Source organism: Flagellimonas zhangzhouensis, from assembly GCF_900102925.1.
In the GTDB taxonomy this organism is placed as follows: Bacteria; Bacteroidota; Bacteroidia; order Flavobacteriales; family Flavobacteriaceae; genus Flagellimonas; species Flagellimonas zhangzhouensis.
Window position 1 is genome coordinate 902,908 of sequence record NZ_FNKI01000002.1, and the last position, 22,686, is coordinate 925,593.

At 39.1% G+C, this 22,686-nt stretch carries 23 protein-coding genes; 16 read left to right on the top strand and 7 right to left on the bottom strand.

Translation table 11 applies throughout. The features are described from left to right. Positions 1-159 precede the first annotated feature (159 nt). The 4 genes from BLQ18_RS10945 to ribD are packed head-to-tail and all read right to left on the bottom strand — an operon-like array spanning position 160 to position 3,282. A complete protein-coding gene (locus BLQ18_RS10945; RefSeq protein ID WP_090295478.1) occupies positions 160-771 on the bottom strand; it encodes an IMPACT family protein in 612 nt (203 codons plus the stop codon). Further along, positions 771-1,634, bottom strand: a complete 864-nt coding sequence (locus tag BLQ18_RS10950; RefSeq protein ID WP_090295480.1) for an EamA family transporter — start codon at positions 1,632-1,634, stop codon at positions 771-773. Before BLQ18_RS10950 ends, BLQ18_RS10945 begins: the two co-directional genes overlap by 1 nt. Continuing rightward, positions 1,635-2,237: an HAD family hydrolase gene (locus BLQ18_RS10955; RefSeq protein ID WP_090295484.1), complete on the bottom strand. Its 603-nt coding sequence runs from the start codon at positions 2,235-2,237 to the stop codon at positions 1,635-1,637. Next, positions 2,230-3,282, bottom strand: a complete 1,053-nt coding sequence (gene ribD, locus BLQ18_RS10960) for a bifunctional diaminohydroxyphosphoribosylaminopyrimidine deaminase/5-amino-6-(5-phosphoribosylamino)uracil reductase RibD (RefSeq protein ID WP_090295487.1) — start codon at positions 3,280-3,282, stop codon at positions 2,230-2,232. The genes BLQ18_RS10955 and ribD overlap by 8 nt, the downstream gene beginning before the upstream one ends. A 30-nt stretch (positions 3,283-3,312) precedes the next feature. Here ribD and BLQ18_RS10965 point away from each other — a divergent pair, with 30 nt between their 5' ends. Genes BLQ18_RS10965 through BLQ18_RS10980 form a run of 4 tightly spaced genes read left to right on the top strand, consistent with a single transcriptional unit; the run spans position 3,313 to position 6,948 of the window. Further along, on the top strand, positions 3,313-3,798 hold the full coding sequence (locus BLQ18_RS10965) for a GNAT family N-acetyltransferase (RefSeq protein WP_090295491.1): 486 nt from the start codon (positions 3,313-3,315) through the stop codon (positions 3,796-3,798). Next, a complete protein-coding gene (prmC, locus tag BLQ18_RS10970; RefSeq protein WP_090295494.1) occupies positions 3,798-4,661 on the top strand; it encodes a peptide chain release factor N(5)-glutamine methyltransferase in 864 nt (287 codons plus the stop codon). The genes BLQ18_RS10965 and prmC overlap by 1 nt, the downstream gene beginning before the upstream one ends. Beyond that, positions 4,658-6,652 carry an NAD-dependent DNA ligase LigA gene (gene ligA, locus BLQ18_RS10975; RefSeq protein WP_090295501.1) on the top strand — a complete coding sequence of 665 codons (1,995 nt, stop codon included), beginning with the start codon at positions 4,658-4,660 and terminating at the stop codon, positions 6,650-6,652. Before prmC ends, ligA begins: the two co-directional genes overlap by 4 nt. 2 nt (positions 6,653-6,654) lie before the next feature. Then, positions 6,655-6,948 carry a hypothetical protein gene (locus tag BLQ18_RS10980; protein WP_090295506.1) on the top strand — a complete coding sequence of 98 codons (294 nt, stop codon included), beginning with the start codon at positions 6,655-6,657 and terminating at the stop codon, positions 6,946-6,948. A 114-nt stretch (positions 6,949-7,062) separates the two neighbouring features. On the opposite strand, the gene BLQ18_RS17155 is transcribed toward BLQ18_RS10980, so the two are convergent. Beyond that, positions 7,063-7,185 (bottom strand): hypothetical protein, encoded by a 123-nt coding sequence (locus BLQ18_RS17155; RefSeq protein ID WP_262492765.1) that lies wholly within the window; start codon positions 7,183-7,185, stop codon positions 7,063-7,065. Positions 7,186-7,249: 64 nt separating this feature from the next. Between BLQ18_RS17155 and BLQ18_RS10985 the strand changes: the two genes are divergently transcribed. From BLQ18_RS10985 to BLQ18_RS11000, 3 genes are all read left to right on the top strand, one after another. Beyond that, positions 7,250-7,930, top strand: coding sequence for a cadherin repeat domain-containing protein (locus BLQ18_RS10985; RefSeq protein ID WP_090295512.1), 681 nt, complete (start codon positions 7,250-7,252; stop codon positions 7,928-7,930). A 412-nt stretch (positions 7,931-8,342) separates the two neighbouring features. Further along, on the top strand, positions 8,343-9,887 hold the full coding sequence (locus tag BLQ18_RS10995; protein WP_175443750.1) for an Ig-like domain-containing protein: 1,545 nt from the start codon (positions 8,343-8,345) through the stop codon (positions 9,885-9,887). Between the two features lie 330 nt (positions 9,888-10,217). Beyond that, the gene (locus tag BLQ18_RS11000; RefSeq protein ID WP_090295524.1) at positions 10,218-12,071 is read left to right on the top strand and encodes a BspA family leucine-rich repeat surface protein; all 1,854 of its coding nucleotides are present in this window, start codon (positions 10,218-10,220) and stop codon (positions 12,069-12,071) included. A 433-nt stretch (positions 12,072-12,504) separates the two neighbouring features. Here BLQ18_RS11000 and BLQ18_RS11005 read toward each other — a convergent pair whose 3' ends face one another. Beyond that, positions 12,505-13,416 carry a metallophosphatase gene (locus BLQ18_RS11005; RefSeq protein ID WP_090295527.1) on the bottom strand — a complete coding sequence of 304 codons (912 nt, stop codon included), beginning with the start codon at positions 13,414-13,416 and terminating at the stop codon, positions 12,505-12,507. Next, positions 13,413-14,129 (bottom strand): 5'-nucleotidase C-terminal domain-containing protein, encoded by a 717-nt coding sequence (locus BLQ18_RS11010; protein ID WP_245668108.1) that lies wholly within the window; start codon positions 14,127-14,129, stop codon positions 13,413-13,415. The genes BLQ18_RS11005 and BLQ18_RS11010 overlap by 4 nt, the downstream gene beginning before the upstream one ends. 116 nt (positions 14,130-14,245) lie before the next feature. Between BLQ18_RS11010 and BLQ18_RS11015 the strand changes: the two genes are divergently transcribed. From BLQ18_RS11015 to BLQ18_RS11055, 9 genes are all read left to right on the top strand, one after another. Beyond that, positions 14,246-14,779 (top strand): DUF6913 domain-containing protein, encoded by a 534-nt coding sequence (locus tag BLQ18_RS11015; protein ID WP_090295534.1) that lies wholly within the window; start codon positions 14,246-14,248, stop codon positions 14,777-14,779. Position 14,780: 1 nt separating this feature from the next. Further along, complete coding sequence (gene dapA / locus BLQ18_RS11020; RefSeq protein ID WP_090295537.1) at positions 14,781-15,671, top strand: 4-hydroxy-tetrahydrodipicolinate synthase; 891 nt, start codon at positions 14,781-14,783, stop codon at positions 15,669-15,671. 108 nt (positions 15,672-15,779) lie between these two features. Then, on the top strand, positions 15,780-16,613 hold the full coding sequence (locus tag BLQ18_RS11025) for an outer membrane protein assembly factor BamD (RefSeq protein ID WP_090295541.1): 834 nt from the start codon (positions 15,780-15,782) through the stop codon (positions 16,611-16,613). 20 nt (positions 16,614-16,633) lie between these two features. Further along, positions 16,634-16,960, top strand: coding sequence for a DNA-directed RNA polymerase subunit omega (locus BLQ18_RS11030; RefSeq protein WP_090295544.1), 327 nt, complete (start codon positions 16,634-16,636; stop codon positions 16,958-16,960). A 3-nt stretch (positions 16,961-16,963) separates the two neighbouring features. Beyond that, positions 16,964-18,169: a bifunctional phosphopantothenoylcysteine decarboxylase/phosphopantothenate--cysteine ligase CoaBC gene (gene coaBC, locus BLQ18_RS11035; RefSeq protein WP_090295548.1), complete on the top strand. Its 1,206-nt coding sequence runs from the start codon at positions 16,964-16,966 to the stop codon at positions 18,167-18,169. Continuing rightward, positions 18,162-19,052 (top strand): type IX secretion system protein PorD, encoded by an 891-nt coding sequence (porD, locus tag BLQ18_RS11040; RefSeq protein WP_090295551.1) that lies wholly within the window; start codon positions 18,162-18,164, stop codon positions 19,050-19,052. Before coaBC ends, porD begins: the two co-directional genes overlap by 8 nt. Before the next feature lie 46 nt (positions 19,053-19,098). Next, positions 19,099-20,751, top strand: a complete 1,653-nt coding sequence (gene recN / locus BLQ18_RS11045) for a DNA repair protein RecN (protein ID WP_090295554.1) — start codon at positions 19,099-19,101, stop codon at positions 20,749-20,751. Positions 20,752-20,810: 59 nt separating this feature from the next. Then, positions 20,811-21,623 carry an enoyl-ACP reductase FabI gene (locus tag BLQ18_RS11050; protein ID WP_090295558.1) on the top strand — a complete coding sequence of 271 codons (813 nt, stop codon included), beginning with the start codon at positions 20,811-20,813 and terminating at the stop codon, positions 21,621-21,623. Positions 21,624-21,678: 55 nt separating this feature from the next. Continuing rightward, positions 21,679-22,686, top strand: coding sequence for a glycosyltransferase family 2 protein (locus tag BLQ18_RS11055; protein WP_090295562.1), 1,008 nt, complete (start codon positions 21,679-21,681; stop codon positions 22,684-22,686).

The following is a 22,686-nucleotide window of genomic DNA, read 5'->3' on the forward strand; positions in this document are numbered from 1 at the left end:
GACAGTAGACAGTAGACAGTAGACAGTAGACAGGAAATTGTATTTGGTGAATATGCTTTTCATTGATTGTCATTCTGAACGAGCATCGCGGGTGAAGAATCTCCTAAAAATTTTGAACTTGCACTTGAGTTTGATTCTGAACTCTAGTTTAAACTTAAATCATTCCTCCCTTTTTATAACCACGGTGTGCATTTCATCGAAAAGTTGAAACGTTTGTTCTGCTTCACTCAATCGAACCGAGATTATTAACTCACAATCCAACTCCAATTTTTGATCCACCACATTCAAGTTTTTCTGTTTGATGGTTCGCATCACAATATCCATATCTGGATATCCAAATTTCAGAGTAAAACGAGTTTCCAAAACCTTCTCCACAATTTTGGCTTCATTCAAAGCTAATTGAGCTGCAGTTTTATACGCTTGAATCAAACCACCGACACCTAATTTGGTACCTCCAAAGATACGGGTCACCGTAATCAGCACATTGGTTACATCAAAGGATTGGATCTGACCATAAATGGGCATCCCAGCCGAATTATTGGGTTCACCATCATCATTGGCCCTAAAACTGGGATTTTCAACGCCTAATTGCCATGCATAACAAACATGGTTGGCCGTGTGGTATTTTTTTCGGAGTTCTTCCACGATTGGTTTCACATCATCCTCCGATTGAATGGGAAATACCTGTGCAAAGAATTTACTTTTTCTATCCTTATATAATATCTCGGTGGAAGGTCGGTTCAACGTCCGATAAACATCTTCTTGCTCCATTAAAACAAAGCTACCAATATTATACTCAAAACCGCAATGGCCACTCCTGTCCAATTTTTTGCACTGAGTTTTTCTTTAAACAATAAGATGCCTACGAGGGTAGACAACATTACGATTGCTACATTATTAATGGTAAAGACTGCGGCACTGCTCAACAGGTCAGAACGTAGCGCACGAATCAGAAAATAGATGGAAAAATAATTGGGAATGCCCAAGGCCACACCTCCCAAAATATTTTTCAAGTTTAGTTTCATTTGGGCTTTATCAGACTTAATTCCAATAAAAATCAATCCAGATAGCGCAGCGAACCCAAATATCATAGAGGAGAAAATGGGAATTTCTTGGTCGCTTAAATGTACTTCTTCAAAATATTTAATGCTTGCATCGATTATTCCCGATCCTAAAAACACCAAAACGGGTAGAATCAAGTGTTTTCGGTCTACATGAATTCCTTTGCCTTTGGCCGAAACCAAATAAACAGCTGTCAATGCCAAAATAATTCCGGTAACTTCAATAAAGCTTAATCGTTCCTTATAAAGGAATACACCCAGCAAAACAGGAATCACCAAACTCATTTTGGTGGCCACAGATGCTACGGACACCCCAGCAACCTGGGAAGTTTTTGCCATCAGATTAAAAACAGTGATAAATAACATCCCCATAAAAACTGGTCCCCAAATCCAAGAAGACCCTAAGATTTCACCAACATTTAATGTTCCCTTATATAAGGTAAGGCCAACCAAACAGGCGGTGATGTAGTTTACGATGATGGCAACCAAGGTTTGTATTTTGTATACATCGTACAGTTTAAAAACCACAAAAATCCAGGTGGAACTCAATACGCTTAAGGCCAATGCTATCATTTAGAGTTTGGATTTTAGTTGAAGTACATCCTCTTGGCCCACTTGTAAGTTCCAGACCTTTATACCCAATGCGGCGGCTGAATCCGTATTTTCCTTAAGGTCATCCACAAAAAAGGTTTCGGTGGGTTCCAATTGATTCTGGTCAAGAACAAACTCATAAATTTCAGCATCGGGTTTTCGCATGCCTATTTCGTAACTCAAGTAAAACACATCAAAGGCATTTTTAAAACGGTTGAAACGTTCCATTCCTATAGCGGATTTTACATATTCAATATGAAGGTCGTTGGTGTTGCTCAGCAAAAACAATTTGTATTCGTTTTCTTGTGCAAGGTTTTCCAAAAATTGCAAACGCTCTTCTGGAAAATCAAGTAAAATGGCATTCCATGCCTCGGTTAAATAATCTCGACTAGCATTTGGAAAGTGCATTGAAACTTCATCCAAAAACTGTCCAGATGCGACCAATCCTTTTTCATAGGTATTAAAAAGATGTTCCAGCTCAGGGGTTAGTCCTTTAAATCCGTAATCTAGCATGGCGCGAGCCGTAGCAGGTTTATCCAAATTGATGAGTACATCGCCAAAATCAAAAATGATGTTCTTAATCATTGCGGTAAATAGATAAAGAGTCGGTTAAGATGGATTCGGTATGTGTAAGTGTGCCTTTAATTTTTGGTGCAGGAATTCCAGATTCAAAACGGACTTGGCCTTGAAAAATACGGGCTTCATCCCAAAGGTTTTCATAAATAAAGGTTTGAAGCGTTTGGGCACCACCTTCTATAATGACACTTGTAATGTTATGTTGAAACAGCACATCGCAAATCTGTTTCGCCAGAGGTTCTTCGAAATCAACAACGGCATAATCAATACCGTCAACATGTTTTGAAGCGTTGCTTTCTTCCGTAAGCACGATGGTTTTTACACTTCTGTCCAACACCTGAAAAGCGTTATCAATTTTAAGAGTCCTATCCAAAACGACCCTAATCGGATTTTTACCACTCCAATTTCTAACATTAAGTTTTGGATTGTCTTTCAACACCGTTTGGGTGCCTGCCAAAATGGATTGTTCCTCACTGCGCCATTGGTGCACCAATTGTTTGGAATATCGATTGGTGATCCAGTAGGGTTGAGGGTCTGCTTCTCGAACGGAGTCATCAGGTGCCAAAAATCCATCTTGGGTCTCGCCCCACTTTAATATTATATAAGGTCTTTGCTGTTCTTGAAAAGTCAAAAAACGTTTGTGGTGTTCTCTGCATTCCTCTTCAAGAATGCCAACATTAACCTTGCATCCAGCTTCTACCAATTTTACAATACCTTGTCCTGCTACTTTATCGTGAGGGTCCTGTAATCCAATAAAAACCTCTTTGAATTTATATTTCGCAATTAAATCTGCGCAAGGAGGTGTTTTTCCATAATGAGAGCAGGGCTCCAAGGTCACATAAAGGGAACATTCGGCCAATACTTCCTTGTTTTTTACTGCATTAATGGCATTCACTTCGGCATGCGGACCACCGTATGGGCTGGTAAAACCTTCTGAAATGATTTTTCCGTTGTGCACAATTACACATCCCACCATAGGATTTGGAGCTGTTGAGCCTAGTCCCTTTTTGGCCAATTCGATGCAGCGAAGGAGGTATTTTTGATGTATATTCACCCCACAAAAATAGAACAATAAAAACACAATATGGGAGATACGGTGATTCGTGAAATAACCCCCGATGACAATGCACAGGTGGCCCAAGTAATACGCAAAGTTTTTGAGGATATGGGTGTACCCAAAGTGGGAACTGCCTATGCCGACAAGGCTTTGGACGATATGTTTTCCAACTACAATGTGCCAAAGGCCGCTTATTTTGTAGTGGAGCATGAAGGTAGGATCATTGGTTGTGCTGGAGTGGCCCAGTTGGACAACTACGAAGGCAATGTGTGTGAGCTTCAGAAAATGTATTTTTTGGAAGAAGCAAGGGGTAAAGGATTGGGGGCCAAAATGATTTCGGCTTGTTTGGAGAAAGCTAAGGAATTTGGTTTTGATCAATGCTATTTGGAAACCATGCCCTACATGGAAGCTGCTCAAAAATTATACAAGAAAAACGGATTTGAATACATCGATGCGCCCATGGGAAACACGGGACACTATTCTTGCCCCGTTTGGATGCTTAAAAAATTGTAATGCTGCTGAGGGAAATCAAACATATTTTCCACAAAGAATTGGGTGAAATCTATCCCAAAGAAGAAATTGACTCTTTCTTTTATAATTGTATTGAACATTATTTGAAGTTGGAGCGGTTCATTTTGGCCATCCAACCAGAATATGTGTTGACCAAAGAGGAGGAACAACCACTTTTTGAAGCTTTGTCGCAATTGAAGTTGCAAAAGCCTTTACAATATATATTAGGAACAGCCCATTTTATGGATTTGGAACTTCAGGTGAATGAAAATGTGCTGATTCCCCGACCTGAAACCGAAGAATTGGTACAATGGATTTTGGACGATTGTCAGGTCGAGCGCAGTCGAGACCTCAAAGTTCTAGATATTGGCACAGGAAGCGGGTGTATCGCTATTGCACTGGCCAAACACCTGCCCAATGCAAAAGTATATGCGTTGGATGTATCTAAAGAAGCGATAAAAGTAGCTGAAGAGAACGCTGAAAATAATGGGGTGGAGGTCACTTTTATCCAACAAGATATCCTTGAACTTGAGTTTGAACTTGAACTTGAACATAAGTTCGATATCATCGTATCCAACCCACCCTATGTGCGGAAATTGGAAAAACAAGAAATTCAGAATAACGTTAAGGATTTTGAGCCCCATTTAGCCCTTTTTGTCAAGGATAACAATCCATTAGTTTTTTATGAGGCCATTGCGCAATTTTCAAAAAATCATTTAGTGGAAAATGGCAAGCTTTATTTTGAAATCAATCAATATTTAGGGGAAGAGACAGCTACTCTTTTGAAAGCCCATAATTTTTCGGAAATTGAACTGCGCAAGGATATTTTCGGTAACGACAGAATGCTTAAGGCAACGAGAACATGAACATTGAACAACAAATACAATCGCTAAGAGAAGAGCTTCGCGAACACAATTATAAATATTACGTGCTGGACCAACCGTCCATTTCGGATTATGAGTTCGATATGAAACTCAAGGAGCTTCAAAAATTAGAAGCAGCGCATCCAGAGTTTCAAGACCCAACCTCACCAACTTTGAGGGTAGGGGGAATGGTCACGAAAAATTTTGAGACCGTAGCCCACGAACAGCGTATGTATTCGTTGGACAATTCCTATTCCAAAGAAGATTTGGAAGATTGGGAAAAACGAATCCAACGCATTTTGGGTGATGTTCAAGTTGAGTTTACCTGCGAATTAAAATATGATGGAGCCTCCATCAGCCTAACTTATGAAGAAGGGAAATTGGTGCGTGCCGTTACCCGTGGTGATGGATTTCAAGGGGATGACGTGACGAACAACATCAAAACGATAAAGTCGGTGCCCTTGCAATTAAAAGGTGATTATCCTCCAAAATTTGATATTCGAGGTGAAATCATCTTGACTTTGGAAGGTTTTGCCAAAATGAACCAAGAACGCCTCGAAGCTGGTGAAGACCCTTATATGAATCCGCGAAATACGGCCTCAGGAAGTTTAAAACTGCAAGATAGTGCTTTAGTAGCGCAACGTCCTTTGGAATGTTTGCTGTATAGTGTAGTCGGGAACAATTTGGGCATTAAATCCCAATTTGAAATACTGGAAAAAGCTCGTGCATGGGGATTCAAAGTGCCTACGGTGGCCAAATTATGTAAATCGACCACTGAGGTGATGCAATTTGTGGATCATTGGGATGCAGAGCGTCACCATTTGCCTTACGAAACGGATGGGGTGGTGGTAAAGGTGAACAGTCTTCAACAGCAGGAGGAACTGGGATATACAGCAAAATCTCCTCGTTGGGCCATGGCCTATAAATTCAAGGCGGAGCAAGAGAGTACGGTTTTAAATGAAATCACCTATCAAGTAGGGAGAACGGGAGCCATTACGCCTGTTGCCAATTTGGAGCCTGTTCTTTTGGCAGGAACTACGGTAAAACGGGCCTCTTTGCACAATGCAGACCAAATTGCCAAGTTGGATGTTCGTGAGGGAGATACAGTTTTTGTGGAAAAAGGTGGGGAAATCATTCCTAAAATCGTAGGAGTGGATTTCACCAAACGTCCTCTGGATTCAACTCCAACACAATATATCACAGAATGTCCAGAATGCGGAACGGAACTTATTCGAAAGGAGGGTGAAGCACAACATTTTTGTCCGAATGATACTGGGTGTCCAACTCAAATCACGGGACGCATCCAGCATTTTATCTCCCGAAAAGCTATGGATATAGAAGGTATGGGAAGTGAAACGGTGGAATTGCTCTTTAAAGAGGGGCTTATTGCCAACTATGCCGATTTGTACACCTTGACCAAAGAACAAGTAATGCCTTTAGAGCGCATGGCTGAGAAATCGGCTGAGAATTTGGTTAAAGGTGTGGAGGCTTCCAAAGCCATTCCTTTTGAGCGTGTACTATTTGCTTTGGGTATTCGATATGTTGGGGAAACCGTAGCCAAAAAATTGGCAAAGGCTTATAAAAATATTGATGCGCTAATGGCGGCATCCCAAGAAGAATTGGTCGCCGTGGATGAAATCGGGGAACGTATTGCCGATAGTGTTATCAAATTTTTCTCGGAACCCACCAATTTGGAAGTTGTTGACCGATTAAAATCCTATGGTTTGCAATTCTCTTTGTCCGAAGAGCAGTTGGAGAATCAAACTGATAAACTAAAAGGGCAGATTTTTGTGGTTTCAGGGGTGTTTGAAACCATAAGTCGCAACGAATTAAAGAAATTGATTGAAGACAATGGGGGTAAGGTGGCCTCATCGATTTCATCCAAAACCACATTTGTGGTGGCGGGAGACAATATGGGACCCAGTAAAAAGACAAAAGCTGAAAGTTTAGGCGTGCCGATTATTTCCGAGCAGGAGTTTCTTCAAAAAGTATAACCATGACGCCTAAAACCTACCAAGAATTTAAAGATACTCTAAACGAATCTGCTCCGCCAAGTTCTTGGTCTTTACCGCTACAATCTCTTTGGTTTGAAGCAAAAGGCGATTGGGAAGCTTCACACAATATTGCCCAAGATTTGCATTCTTCGATGGGTAGCTGGATTCACGCTTATTTGCACCGTAAAGAGGGCGATGAATGGAATGCTGGGTATTGGTACCGCCAAGCGGGCCAACCATTTCCCAAGCATAGTTTGGAGGAAGAGCTTCAGCAATTGGTAGAGGTGAACCTATAACCATCTACAATTAGCAATAATCAATCCTATAATATTATTGAACATTGCATTCTATTTCCTATTCATGGAAATAAATGGATATGAGTTTATCGGTTATTTACCTAACATTTTTTCTTATCCATTTTGAACTTTTTCTTCCAAAGTGAACAAAATGGTCTTTCTAGAGTATAATTCTATCAATTGAAAGCCCAACTTCATCAATCCAGATGGGCTATTGGTTAGATCTAGGTGCTTCACGTTAATTTATTACTTCAACTTGCCTGAAAATAAATAATTAACAAAAATCAAATCTTTAAAACCTATGAAAAAAAATCTATTTCTAAGTGCAGTACTTATGGCCACAATATGGTCTTGTAGTAAGGAAGATGAACCTGCTACCACTAAAAAACTAGAGAACCTTGCCCCGAATATTGAAGCACAAAGTTTTGTTGTAAAAGAAAATATTGATGATACCTATCCAATTGGAGCGGTTGAAGCCCATGATGAAGATGTTGAGGATTTTTTAATATTTAAAATAGTTGATGACTCCGATGCGCTATTTGAAATAACAGAAATCTCTGGTACAATTACCCTTAGAGAGGGTAAAAATCTTGATTTTAACAATGCTACATCACATACCATTACTGTTGAGGTTAATGACGGATATGATAAGGCTTCTAGTGTGATTACAATTAATGTGAGTAATTCCAATGTAGCTCCTGTTTTTGACGAAGCTTATTTAAGCTTTGAGACTAAGAAGGATATTGCTGAATCCGAGGAAATTGGAACTTTAAAAGTGATTGACGAAGATGAGGATCCTATTAGCTATGTAATTTTAAAAAATACAGATGATAATCTTTTTAAAATTTCTGAAAAAGGAGTTATCAGCCTTGCTGAAGGAAAAAGTTTTAATGACGAAATTGAACAATACACTATTTTAATAGGTGTTCACGATGGATTAGCTGGAGAAAAAGCAGAAGTAACAATTACGGTTGTTGAATAATTAAACCCTAACTTATTATTGCAACTTATGCTAATGTTGCTTGATAGAATTATAAGAAAGTAAATAACCTTAATCGAACTGTAATTCTATATGGGCAGATTCAAAGCATATTAAATCCCCATACCTCTAGATAGTTTTCCACCGAAGGGCAATATTGTTTTTCGGTGGTTTTTGTTTATATGAAATTAGACTTGAAATTTGCCGATCAGGTGAAATCTGCCCATTGAAAACTTCAGTAAAGCAGCACTTCAACCTTAATAAAAAAAGTCTTTCTGGTTTAAATCCCGTCAATTCAAATATAGCATCCATCAATTCAAAAGGGGCATTGGTTAGATCTGTTGATTTTACCTCGGATTATTGCGGCAACTTGCTGTCAATAAAGTAAAAAACAACAATGAAAACCTTAAAAACAATGAAAACAAAAGTATTATTTGGTTTGATGCTCCTTGCCCTGGTATTTTCCTGTAGTAAGGATGATGAACCTGCCCCAACCCCAGAACCTGAAAATCAAAAACCAACAATTTCCTTTGTGAGCCCTACGGCAAATAGTGGTGACCTTTGGAATATAGTAGACGTAGAGGTTAATGCGGCGGATAGTGATGGTTCGGTAGCGAAAGTTGAATTTTATGCAAATGGAGTTAAAGTAACTGAGTCAACCGTGTCGCCTTACTCTTTTAATTGGAACAGTAAAGATGTGGAAGATGGCAGTGTGGAACTAAAAGCCATAGTAACGGATGACGAAGGAGCTACTGCAACAGCTAGTATTTCAGTTGATGTAAAGAATGTATTACTCGATTACAACATTTTTGACGGCTACTTAAGTGCTGGCGCAGACATTATGAACTTCACTTATATTACAAGCCCAGCACCTGAAAAAGAAATTCTTTATTTCGCCGAAATTCCAGAGGGTGCATTTGCACAAACAGTTCAACGTCCAGCAGAATTTGATGGTGAAACTTTTGATGTGCATTTTGTTGGCTATTATATGAACAATGATGGCAACGACGGTAAAATAACAAGTTATCATGGTATTACCCCAGGCGATTTCAGCCCCGTGCCATCTACACAAGCCAACTATGGGAATGAGCTAGGAGATGCTAATGTTACCTTTACGAATGTGCCCGATCATGATTATGCCATGATTTTTTCGGGAGGCAACACCAACCCAATTGCAGAAAACACACAACGCACATTAAAGATCTATGATCAATTTGATTTGGGTTATGTGTATCTGAAAGTTGGTGATGCAGGCTACTATATGGCTGCACCATTTGGAGTCGGTGATCATGAGCTGCCTTTGAATGCGATGAATACATCTATGGATAGCCATACTTTTGCCGACAACGGTTCTCTCAGCACTGCAAGTTTACTTGTACAAGGACATACGGGGCCAAGTCGTTACTCTCCAGCAGTAAGCATTTATCGTGAAAATATTGCCTTGAATGGAAATCCTTTCGAAACCAAGTTTCATGTGCCAAAGGCAGAAGATCAAGTTTTTGACCATTACTTCACCAATGCAAGAGTACAAGAGAATGGCAGAACTTACGTGCACGAAGCTTACCAAGAAATATTGAGCTCTATGACAAAACTTGATGCTACTTTTGAAGCAAATGATAAAAAATTGTCTCAGCTTGATATTACAGCAACTTCAATGGATGATTTTGATTGGTTAGGAGTTACTTTTCAAGTGAGTGCAAGTGATACATTCACCTTTGTTTGGCAAAGTTACTCTGGTGATGATACTATTTCTTTCCCACCAATACCTACTGAAGTTGTTACAGCTACTAATGAAGTGTTCAACAGTTCCGATATTGTTTTTAAAGACGCAAATGTTACCATGCTATTTGAAGATCGTGATAATTATAATGGATACGATGATTTTAAAGATATCCGCTTTGGCAGAAAAACAGAAGATACAGAGCTTAAAACCCGCTTGTATGTTTTTGGTCAACTATAATTTTATAGAAACACTATAAATGTAAAAGCTGCTTTCCAAATTTGGAAAGCAGCTTTTGGTTTCTGATGATGTTGAACCCTTGGGTTCTTTCTTCACTAAATTGAAGATTCGATATTGTCATCTAATCATCACTTTTCTTATATGGTTCTGCATTTTTCACCTTTCACCCTTTACTTATCATTCTTCCTTTACTTATATATGCTTATTAAACATTCCATCAACTGATAATCCCTATTCATAAACCCAAATACCCCATACGTTAATTGGTAGCTCAGAAAACCCTATAAAACTTTCAAATTGCAGCAATTACAACCTTTAAAAACTTTAAAAATGAAACTGAATAGGATAATATTAGGATTATTTGCTTTTATCACATTAATTTCTTGTAACGAGGATGATGGTTCAACAGGATTTCCAAATCAGAGACCCGTAATCTATGAACAAACATTCAATCCTCCTGGACTCATTTCTGACACAGATATAATTGGTTTGGTAAAAGCCTTCGATGCCAATGTGGGCACAAAACTCGCGTATTCCATTACCCAAAATAGCAGCGATTTGTTTGAAATAGCAAATGTTACAGGCGCACTCAAATTGAAAGATGGGAAAAACCTTGATTTTAATTCTGAACCATCGCATAAGATCACCGTGACTGTATCAGATTTTGAATTGGAAGCGTCGGCTCAGATTACAATTAATGTCAATGTAGCGCCACAGTTTGAAGATGAAACCTATGAGTTTGAAGTGGATGAGGATATAGCTGTAGATTATGTTATTGGTGCCTTAACCGCAAACGATGTTCATGGGGATGAACTTGAGTTTAGTATCTCCAAAAATGATAATGAACTTTTCGAAATAAATGAAACTGGAGAATTGAGTCTTGTAGATGGTAAAGAGCTCAACTTTACGGAACAACAGGAACACAGTATAACTGTGGCGGTTAGCGATGATATCCATACTGTAGAAAAGGAGGTCGTCATCAAAGTAGTTGACGTTGAATTAGGAGGGCCAACAGTTGAAAACACCTACTTTGAGGTGGAAGAGGATATTTTGGATACGGATTTAATAGGAAATTTAGGAGCTGAAGACCCCGATGGTGACCAAATTGAATATTTAATAGTTCAAAACGATAGTGATTTATTCAGAATAACTGAAAATGGTGAAATCTTTTTGGAAGAAGGAATGTCTTTGAATTATGAAGAAAGCACTGCTCATGAAATTCAAATTAGCGTTTCTGATGGAAAAGAAGTAAACCTGGCAATGGTCCAAATTGTGGTGTTGAATGTTGAGGACGAATTATTTGAACTGCCAAGTTCCTTTATAACCAAATGGGAAGTAAAAGGTGATGGTGGTACCATTTCCATTGCGACCAATGAGAATTATAGCTATGACTATACTATTGATTGGGGTGATGGAACAGTGGAAAAACGTACAGACCAAGACCCATCCCATACCTATGACGCTCCTGGTGTGTACACGGTGGCTATTGCAGGAGATTTTCCAGCAATTCGAATGGGAAAAGATGGATTTGATGAGTCTTTAAAGAAAACATTAATTTCTATTGAACAATGGGGTGATATTGTGTGGGAGAGTATGAGTAAAGCGTTTTATGGTTGTTTAAACTTGGAATATAAAGCAACCGACTTACCCAACCTTACCAATGTAACAAATTTGAGTTATATGTTTGCTGATTGCCCTCTAATCGATGGCGATCTAAATGATTGGAACACAGAAAATGTTACTGGAATGTCTTATATGTTTTATAATGCAATCGCATTTGATGGTAATATTGAAGATTGGAATGTTCGAAATGTGACGCATTTTGGTGATATGTTTAATAATGCCACAAGTTTTAATCAAAATATTAGTGGCTGGAATACCCAAAGTGGAGTTTATTTTGGGCGCATGTTCGGACTTGCATCTTCCTTTGACCAAGATTTAGGTAATTGGAATATGAATACTAGCCAAAATATGGTTGATATGATTTCTCATTCTGGAATGTCTCCTGAAAATTATTCCAATACTTTAATTGGTTGGGCAAATCAAAATTTACCACCAAATGATATTCTTTTTGTGGCAACAAATGTGCAGCATTGTCAACAACAAAATGTAGGTACAGCTATTACAACTCTTGAAAATCTAGGCTGGACAATTTTAGATGCAGGTAGTGTAATTTGTCCTTAAAAAAAATTTAAACATTCCCAACTCCTGATAGTTTGCCACCGAATGCTGTAAAAAGTGTTTGGTGGTTTTTTTATTCTCGCGAAAGCGGGAATCTTTAAGATATCAGTATTGATAATTTAGATATGAGAAATTAGAGGTTAGGTATTTTGATTTTTGGATAGCTGGATTTTTAATTTTTGTCATTCTGACGGAGCAAGGCGACCGAAGAATCTCTTTTTAGTCTTTAGATAGTAAGATTTTTAGATATATGGAACAAAGCTTTCTGAACTCTGAACTCTGACTTCAGAAAGAGAAAATTATAAATTGTTTGCTGCTAATTGTAAATAGATTCTTCACTTCTTGCCGCAGGCAGACGTTCAGAATGACAAAATTTATATGCAGACTTAAACCATCAACCATCAACCATCAACCTTTCACCCTCCACCCAATAAAATCAAACCATAATGCTTACTCCCTCTGCGGCGACATTTTTATCAGCATCAAAATAAAAATCGATTCGGCCTAAATTAATTCCGTAGCACCCCACTTGGTTCACTAAAACAGATTCTCCATTTTGGTTGGTGCGCACATCAGGCTTATCCAAAAAGGTATGTGTATGCCCACCTATGATCAAATTGGTATGGAATGTTTTTTGTGCCAACTGAATGTCACTCGGCTTGTCTGGATATTTATAATCGTACCCCAAATGCGAAAGACAAACGATGAGGTCGCAGTTTTCTTCCTCTTTCAATTTGCGCTCCATATCCAATGCGATTTCATAAGGGTTTAGGTATTCCGTTTCTTTATACAAACGTTTGGTAACCAGTCCATCCAATTCAATGCCTAGGCCATAAACTCCGATTTTCACCCCGTCAACTAAATACGTTTTATAAGGCCTCACATAACCATCCATCACGGTGTTCGAAAAATCATAGTTCGCAGAGATCATTTCAAAATTGGCATAGGGCATTTGCGCCAAAAGCCCATCAATACCATTGTCAAAATCGTGATTTCCGATGGTGGAAGCATCATAATTGAGCATGCTCATCAGCTTAAATTCCAATTCACCGCCGTAAAAATTAAAGTAGGGGGTGCCTTGAAAAATATCACCAGCATCAAACAATAAGGTATTTGGATTTTCATTTCGAATTTGCTCCACCAAAGTAGCTCTGCGAGCTACTCCGCCCAAATTCGGGAATTCTGAGTGGGAACTGGGAAAAGGATCTATATGGCTATGCACATCGTTGGTGTGCAAAATGGTGATGTGTTTTTTGCCCAAATTGGAACAACTGTTCAAGCTAAGCCCTCCTAAACCAATTAAGGTTGATGCTGCGGCTGTATTGGAAATAAATTCTCTTCTTTTCATTGGTCCAATTGAATAAAACGGTCGTCAATAATTGCTTTCAGGGTATCCACTTTATTAAAGTGGTCGATAATGGCATTTCTTAAAAGATAATCAGTCTCGGTAACCGATATTATTTCATCAAAAAAGCCCACACTTGGTCCACCATTCACCAAATAGTCAGAGGAGGCGACATAGTAACTCCGACTTTCATCAAAAGGCTCACCTTGAATATTCACAGATTCCAAAGCCCTATTTTTATCCGTAACAATCTGAATATGGGAAATTGGGTGTTTTCGTGATGCCTTAGAAACAAAATTGATCAGTTTTCTTGTAGCAGAACCGCTGAGTTCCGCCACCACAATATAATTTTCAAAAGGCATAACCTCATAAGCGTTTCGTGCGGTCACATTTCCTGCAGAGATAATAGACCGAACCCCACCAGCATTTAAAACCACAAAGTCAAGGTCTTTTCCTGTCCTGGTTTTAAAAATGGGTGCGGTTTCCTCAAAAACTATGTCGGCCATTAAATTACCCATAGAGGTGCTTCGTTCTCCATCGTTTGTTAACAAGGGTTTTGGGGCGTAGGCCAACGTGCTGTCCAAAATTTCATTGATACGATTTCGGTATGGAGTTACAAAGTCTGAGATGGAATCTACTTCCACATAGGTGGAATCAATGGTGATTTGTTTGCCCTGTATTTCGGAAAGGGTTCCAGTCTCATTTTTACAGGACATCAAAAAACAAAAAGTTGTAAATACAACAAATTGTTTAAAATTTAAATAGTTCACGTATGTATCTTTGCTAAGTTGTCTTGGTAGATTATTTACCTTTGTAAAAATGCAACAAAAATATGTTTATACGGGGACTCCAAGACAAATTTAAGGTTAAATCCGGGCAAAAATATTTACAGGAGGAGTTGGATAAACCTTCCAAACCTGTAGCTAGGAAAAAAGGTATCAGTAGCATAGGCTGTATTGTGGATGTGGATAGCTTTAAGAATGCTGAGGCCTTTTATGAATTGATCGAAGAGTTTTCGCTCAGACCCAATGCCATAAAAATTATTGGGTACAAAAAGGAGTACGATAAAAATTCACCTTATGCCATCCAGATTTTTTCCGATAAGGACTTGGGTTGGAAGGGGCAGATAGAGAATGGCTACGTACTCGAGTTTTTGGGCAGGGAATACGATATGTTGATCAATTATTACGAAGAAGACAGTTTGATGATGAAGTTGCTGTCGGTACAAAGCGCTGCTCGCTTAAAGGTTGGTTTGGGTTCTCAAGATCCAAAATTGAACGATTTGATCTTAAATACACCCTTGAACGATTTTAAATTGTTCAAAAGTGAATTGAAAAAGTATTTAAAGGTTTTAAACGAAATTTAGAATGGAACAATTGGTTGGAACAGGCGTTGCGTTGGTAACTCCCTTTAGGGAAGATGCTTCAATTGATGTGGATGCACTAACTCGAATCGTAGAGTTTAATATAAAGGAAGGAGTCGACTATTTGGTGGTGTTGGGCACTACGGCAGAATCGGCCACCTTGTCCAAAGCTGACAAACAATTGGTCATCGATGTAGTGGTTCGTACCAATGCAGGCCGTTTACCATTGGTTTTGGGAATTGGGGGGAACAATACCTTGGGGGTTGTTGATGAACTGCAATCCACGGACCTTTCCGAATTTGATGCCGTGTTATCGGTTTCACCTTATTACAACAAACCAACCCAGGAAGGCATTTATCAGCATTTTAAAGCTATTGCCAGTGCCTCTCCAAAACCTATAATATTATATAATGTTCCTTCTCGAACAGGTAGTAATATGCTGCCTGAGACCACATTAAGATTGGCACATGAAGTTTCTAATATTGTGGCCATCAAGGAAGCTTGCGGTGATATGATTCAAATTGATAAGATCATTCGTGAAAAACCCGCCCATTTTATGGTTATTTCCGGGGATGATTTTACAGCATTACCAACTGTTTTAGCTGGTGGTTCAGGTGTTATTTCAGTTATCGGGCAAGGACTACCAACTGAATTTTCCCAAATGATCAATCTTGGATTGGAAGGCAATGCCACGGATGCCTATAAAATCCATCATAAAATAGCACCTTTAATGACCTTGATTTTTGAAGAGGGAAATCCAGCAGGTATTAAAAGTGTTTTCGAAAATTTAGGCCTTTCCACAGCAAATGTTCGCTTACCTTTAATGGAAGCAACTGCGGGATTAAAAGAAAAAATAGGCTCCTTTTTGAAGTCCTTGGATAGAGCTCATGTTTAAAATTCGTTAAAAGTTGCCCAATTCCTTGGGGAATGGCTTTGGTTCCAGTTACATTTGAGTGGTTAAAATTCTTTTTTTAAATCCGTTCAATATCACTAATTTTGCAAAATGTTTTTGAAAATGAGGTCAATACTTCTTCTTTGTAGTGCAGTTATTTTGCTTGCATCCTGTAGCGAGTACCAAAAGGTACTTAAAAATACAGATGTTGCGGCCAAATACGAAATGGCAGAAAAATTCTATAATGAAGGAGATTATAAAAGAGCTGTACGCTTGTTCGAACAGATTGCCCCAAAATATGTAGGTAAACCGCAAGGGGAGCGTGTAATGTTCTTTTTTGCTGATTCTTATTTTAAAACCGAAGATTATTACCTGGCGGGATATCAATTCGAAAGATTTGTGAAATCCTACCCGAGAAGTGATAAAATCCAAGAGGCCAGTTTTTTGGGAGCCAAAAGTTATTACGAGCTTTCACCTGCATATTCTTTAGATCAAGGTGATACGGACAAAGCATTGGCAAAACTGCAAACCTTTATCAACCAATATCCAGAATCGGAATATTTTGCGGAAGCAAACACGATGGCTGAGGAATTAACGGCCAAAAAGGAAAAGAAACAGGTAGAAATTGCCAAGCAATTCAATAAGCTAGGTCAATTTAACTTTCCTGTTTTGGTATCAGCGATTGAAGCGTTCGATAATTTTATCACAGACAATCCAGGTTCCGTTTATAGAGAAGAGGCACTGTATTACCGTATTGAATCAACCACTACATTGGCGTTGAACAGTACCATGGACAAACAACAAGAACGTCTGGAAGAAGCTTTGGATTCGTATAACACTTTGTTGCGTTATTTTCCAGAAACCCAGTTTAAGAAAAAGGCAGATGACCTTGCGGAAACTATTCGAAAGGAATTGAGCATTTACGACACATCAATATCAAAATAAAAGTTTTTAAACCACTGCACATGCAAGATTTGAAAAATACAAAGGCACCGGTATCTACCAAAACATTGAACAGAAACGAGTTCGATGCCAGCACTGGTAACATTTATGAAGCAATTTCCATTGCCTCTAAAAGAGCGATTCAAATCAACTCTGAAATCAAAAAAGAGTTGTTGGAGAAATTGGAAGAATTTGCTACATACAGTGATAGCTTGGAAGAAGTATTTGAAAACAAAGAGCAAATCGAAGTTTCCAAATTCTACGAAAAGTTGCCAAAACCACACGCCTTGGCTGTACAAGAGTGGTTGGAAGATAAAATCTATTACAGAAACACAGAGAAAGACGCCTAAGAAATGCTTAGCGGTAAAAACATCCTTTTGGGTATTTCCGGAGGAATTGCCGCCTACAAGACCACATTTTTAGTTAGGTTATTGATAAAAGCTGGCGCTCAGGTCAAAATAGTAATGACCCAGAGCGCCAGCTCTTTTGTTTCCCCCCTCACACTTTCCACTTTGTCCAAAAATCCTGTTTTGATGGATTTTGTGAATGAAGAAGATGGAAGTTTATCTTGGAACAATCATGTTGAGTTGGGGCTTTGGACCGATCTAATGCTTGTGGCGCCCGCTACGGCCAATACCTTATCCAAAATGGCACATGGCACTTGCGACAACCTACTTTTAGCAACCTACTTGTCCGCCAAATGTCCAGTATATTTTGCTCCAGCTATGGATTTGGACATGTACAAGCACGAATCCACCAAAAATTCCATTCAAAAGCTTGAATCCTATGGCAATGTGATGATTCCAGCTGAATCTGGTGAGCTGGCCAGTGGATTGCATGGCGAAGGGCGTATGGCCGAGCCTGAAAACATCGTTCAATTTATTGAAGCCCATTTACGCAAAGGATTGCCACTTTCGGGAAAAAAAGTATTGATTACTGCAGGCCCAACCCAAGAGGCTATCGATCCTGTTCGGTTTTTAGGGAATCGTTCCACAGGTACTATGGGGTTTGAATTGGCAAAAAGAGCCGCTAATCTTGGCGCTGAGGTGGTTTTGGTAGCTGGACCAACTTCATTAAAGTTGGAAAACAGTCAAATCGAATTGATTCGGGTAACCTCTGCCCAAGAAATGTATGAAGCTTGTCATGCACATTATGCAAAAATGGATGTAGCCATTTGTGCAGCAGCAGTGGCCGATTACAGACCCAAATACGTAGCCCAAGAAAAAATGAAAAAGAAGGATGGGGAGCTGAGCATTGAGTTAGAGCGTACCCCAGATATTCTTTTTTCCCTAGGTCAAAACAAAAAGAAGCAGTTTTTGGTAGGGTTTGCCCTTGAGACCGAAAATGAACTTGAAAATGCTAAGGGAAAGCTCCAAAGAAAAAACCTGGACGCCATTGTGTTGAATTCCTTAAAAGATTCAGGTGCTGGTTTTGGAGGAGGCACCAATAAAATCACCTTTATAGATAAGAATTCGGAGATAAAAACGTTTGATGTGAAAGAGAAGTCCGAAGTGGCTTCCGATATTTGGAAAGAAATCATCTCCAGAATTCATGCGTAAACTACTGTCTTTCTTTTTGTTGTGTACAGTTTCAGTTTCGGGTTTTGCCCAGGAACTCAATTGCACGGTTACGGTCAATTCTGACCAAGTAAACCAGACCAATCAACAGATTTTTAAGACGTTGGAACGTTCATTGAACGATTTCGTAAATAAAAGTAAGTGGACCAACCGCGTGTATCGGGAGAATGAAAAGGTGAACGCAAGAATGTTCATCACCGTAACCCAATACGAATCAGATCGTTTTGAGGCCAATATTCAAATTCAATCAGCTCGCCCAGTTTTTAATACCTCATACGAAAGTCCCGTTTTCAATTATAAGGATAACGCTTTTAATTTTATTTACCAAGAGTTTCAGCCATTGGTGTACAACCCAAATTCCTTCGACTCCAATTTGGTTGGAGTAATTTCGTACTACGTTTATATCATTTTGGGGCTAGATGCCGACACATTCTCTTTGGAAGGCGGTAATGATTACTATCGCAGAGCGCAAAATATAGTGGCCCAAGCTCAAAGTTCAAGTTATAGTGGTTGGAGTCAAGATACGGGAGACCGTACCCGATTTGAATTGGTGGACAATCTTTTGAGCAACTCTTTTAGGGAATATCGTATAGCCATGTACAATTACCACCGTAAAGGGTTGGATGTATTGGCGGACAACAATAGCACGGGCAAGCAAATTATAGCAGGAAGTCTTCGTTTGTTCGAAACCTTGATCAATCGTAGGCCCAATGCCTTTTTGATTCAGACGTTTTTCGATGCCAAATCAGAAGAAATTCAAAATATCTTCTCCGATGGCCCCAAGGTCGATGTGGTAAAACTCAAGGAAACCCTGAACAAAGTAGCCCCATTTTATTCCAGCACTTGGAATCAAATAAATTACTAGTGCAGTTCTCCAAAGAAATTTATCTTTACGGATAAAATCTTCAGAATTGCTAGTAAATCTATCCATTCAAAATTATGCATTGATTGACGACGTAAGCGTTGGTTTTTCCAAAGGCTTCACCACTATTACTGGTGAAACTGGAGCAGGAAAATCGATTCTTTTAGGTGGTCTTTCCTTGGTTTTGGGAAATCGGGCTGATTTATCCTCTCTTAAAAATACCGAACAAAAATGTGTTATAGAAGCTGAGTTCGATATTTCAAACTATGATTTAAGATCATTTTTCAAGAAGAATGACCTTGATTATGAAGATGTCACCATTCTGAGAAGGGAAATTTTGCCCAGCGGAAAATCTCGTGCTTTTATAAATGATTCCCCTGTGACTTTGGATGTGATGCGTTCTTTGGGTGATCGCTTGGTAGATGTGCACTCACAGCACCAAACCTTGCGACTTACAGAAAATGATTTTCAGATGAAGGTGTTGGATGCGCTAGGAGGGAATGCAGAACTTCTTTTGGGATACGTTGGAGAACTTTCCAAATTGAGAAAAGCATCCAAGGAATTAAAAGATTTAGAAGATTTTCAAGCTGAAGCTGACAAGGAACACGACTACAATACCTTTTTGTTGAAAGAACTCCAAGATGCAAAACTTAAAGAAGGGATGCAGGAAGAACTGGAAGAGGAGTATGAGCAGTTGAGCAATGTGGAGCAAATCATGGAAAAATTGGCTGCCAGTCATCAATTGTTGAATGATGAACAGTTGGGTGTTGTTGGTAGATTGGGTGATTTAAAGCGTGAGTTTCAAGGCTTGACGGATTTTGGCACAGATTACAAGGCATTGAGCGATAGGATTCAATCCGTTTTGATTGAAATGGATGATGTAGCCTCCGAAATTGAGCAATTAAAAGATGGGGTAGAGGCCAATCCAGATAGATTGGAAACCGTGAATGGTCAATTGCAACAATTGTATGACCTTCAGAAAAAACATCATACCGATTCTGTTAACGAATTGATTCAAATTCGAGAAACATTGACCGAAAAAGTGGATGTGGTCGCCAATATGGAAGCCAACATTTTAGCCAAGAAATCGGAAGTTGAAAAAATCACTCAAGAAGTAAATGGGTGGGCAAAGAAAATAAGTGACAATAGAACCAAAGTGATTCCAAAGTTAAAAGGAATGCTTCAAGAGCAATTGGCCTTGTTGGGAATGCCTTCAGCTAGTTTTTCAATTGAAATCGACCCGTCCAATTCCTTTAAAACCAATGGAAAAGATGAATTGACCTTCTTGTTTTCTGCTAACAAAGGCTCCAATTACGGAGAATTAAAAAAAGTGGCTTCAGGAGGGGAATTATCAAGAATTATGTTGGTCATCAAATCCATTTTGGCGGAATACGAAAACCTTCCGACCATGATGTTCGACGAAATTGACACTGGAGTATCGGGCGAGATTTCAAACCGAATGGGCGAAATCATGCAGCAAATGGGAAATTCCATGCAAGTATTTTCCATTACACATTTGCCTCAAGTGGCATCCAAAGGAAAATATCAATTTAAGGTATATAAGGAGGAAGGTGAAGCAGGAACTAGTACCCACATTAAACAATTGAGCACAGATGAACGTGTTCGGGAGTTAGCGGAAATGCTTGGAGGCAAAACGCTATCAGAATCTGCTTTGGCACATGCAAAGGAATTATTGCAGTAAAATGCAAACTTCAATTAGTTTAAATATCTTTGCAATACAATCAACAACTCATAGAAAATATGGCATACAATCTTTTAAAAGGTAAAAAAGGAATCATTTTTGGAGCATTGGATGAAAATTCAATTGCTTGGAAAACTGCGGAAAGAGTTCACGAAGAGGGAGGTACATTTGTATTGACCAATGCACCTATCGCTATGCGAATGGGTCAAATTAAGGAACTTGCAGAAAAGACCAACTCAGAAATTATTCCTGCAGATGCTACCAACGAGGAAGATTTGAAAAACTTGGTGGAGAAATCCATGGAAATTTTAGGAGGTAAACTCGATTTTGTACTTCACTCCATTGGTATGTCCGTAAACGTGAGAAAGGGAAGGCATTATACCGATGAGAACTACAGTTTTACTGAGAAAGGTTGGGATGTTTCCGCACTATCTTTCCATAAGGTAATGCAATCTTTGTACAAAGCTGAAGCTATGAACGAATGGGGTAGTATTGTTGCCTTGACCTATATGGCGGCTCAGCGTACATTCCCTGATTATAACGATATGGCCGATAATAAGGCTTATTTGGAATCTGTGGCCAGAAGTTTTGGGTATTTCTTCGGAAAAGAACAAAAAGTAAGAGTGAACACTATTTCCCAATCGCCAACACCAACCACAGCAGGTCAAGGTGTTAAAGGTTTTGGTGGATTCATCAATTATGCTGAGAAAATGTCTCCACTAGGAAACGCCACCGCAGATGATTGCGCCAATTACACTATTTCTTTGTTCTCCGATTTAACCAAAAAGGTAACCATGCAGAACTTGTTTCACGATGGTGGTTTCTCCAACACTGGGGTTAGCCAAGAGGTGATTGACGAGTTTTCAGAATAAGAAAAACATATTTTAATAAAAGCCATCCGTTTTTGGGTGGCTTTCTTTTTTTGATATGAATAGATATTTCTCCATTGTTGTTCCTGTTTACAATAGACCCGACGAAGTTCGAGAGCTATTGGAAAGTCTGCAAAAGCAAGATTTCCAAAAGGAGTTTGAGGTGGTAATTGTGGAAGACGGTTCTTCGGAAAGCTCTGAAGAGGTTGTAAAATCATATCAAAATACCCTTCAGATTTCATATTACTTTAAAGCCAACTCAGGGCCAGGTGATTCACGCAATTTTGGGATGGAGAAGGCCAAAGGTGATTACTATATTATTTTGGATTCCGATTGCATACTTCCACCACAATATTTATCTGAAGTGGAAAAGGAGTTGCAGAGAGAATTCGTGTATTGCTTTGGAGGTCCAGATGCAGCTGATCAGTCATTTACCACCGTACAAAAGGCCATCAATTATGTAATGACCTCTTTTTTTACCACAGGAGGGATTCGTGGAGGAAAGAAGGCTGTTGGAAAGTTCCAACCCCGTAGTTTCAATATGGGAATTTCTAAAGAAGCCTTTGAAAAAGCAGGTGGCTTTGGAAGGATTCACCCAGGGGAGGACCCCGACCTTACCTTTCGCATTTGGAAAGCTGGTTTTGAAACCCGATTGTTTCCCAATGCTTTTGTTTACCATAAAAGACGTATAGACTGGAACAAATTTTACATTCAAGTGAACAAGTTTGGCATGGTGCGTCCTATTTTAAACCGTTGGCATAAAGGAACAGCAAAACCAACCTATTGGTTTCCGACTTTGTTTATGCTAGGATTGATTATGGCCCTACTTTTGGCCTTGGTCGGAATTGGGTTGCCTTTATGGCTGTATGGATGCTATTTTGTTTTGCTATTTGTTGACGCTTTTTTGAAAACAAAAAACGTGGCTGTGGCCGTTTTATCACTCTTCGCGGCTTTGACACAGTTTACAGGATATGGAATTGGTTTTATCAAGTCCACAATGTTGCTTAACTTTAGTAAAAAGGAACCAGAGGAACTGTTTCCAAAATTATTTTTCAAGAAGAAGTAA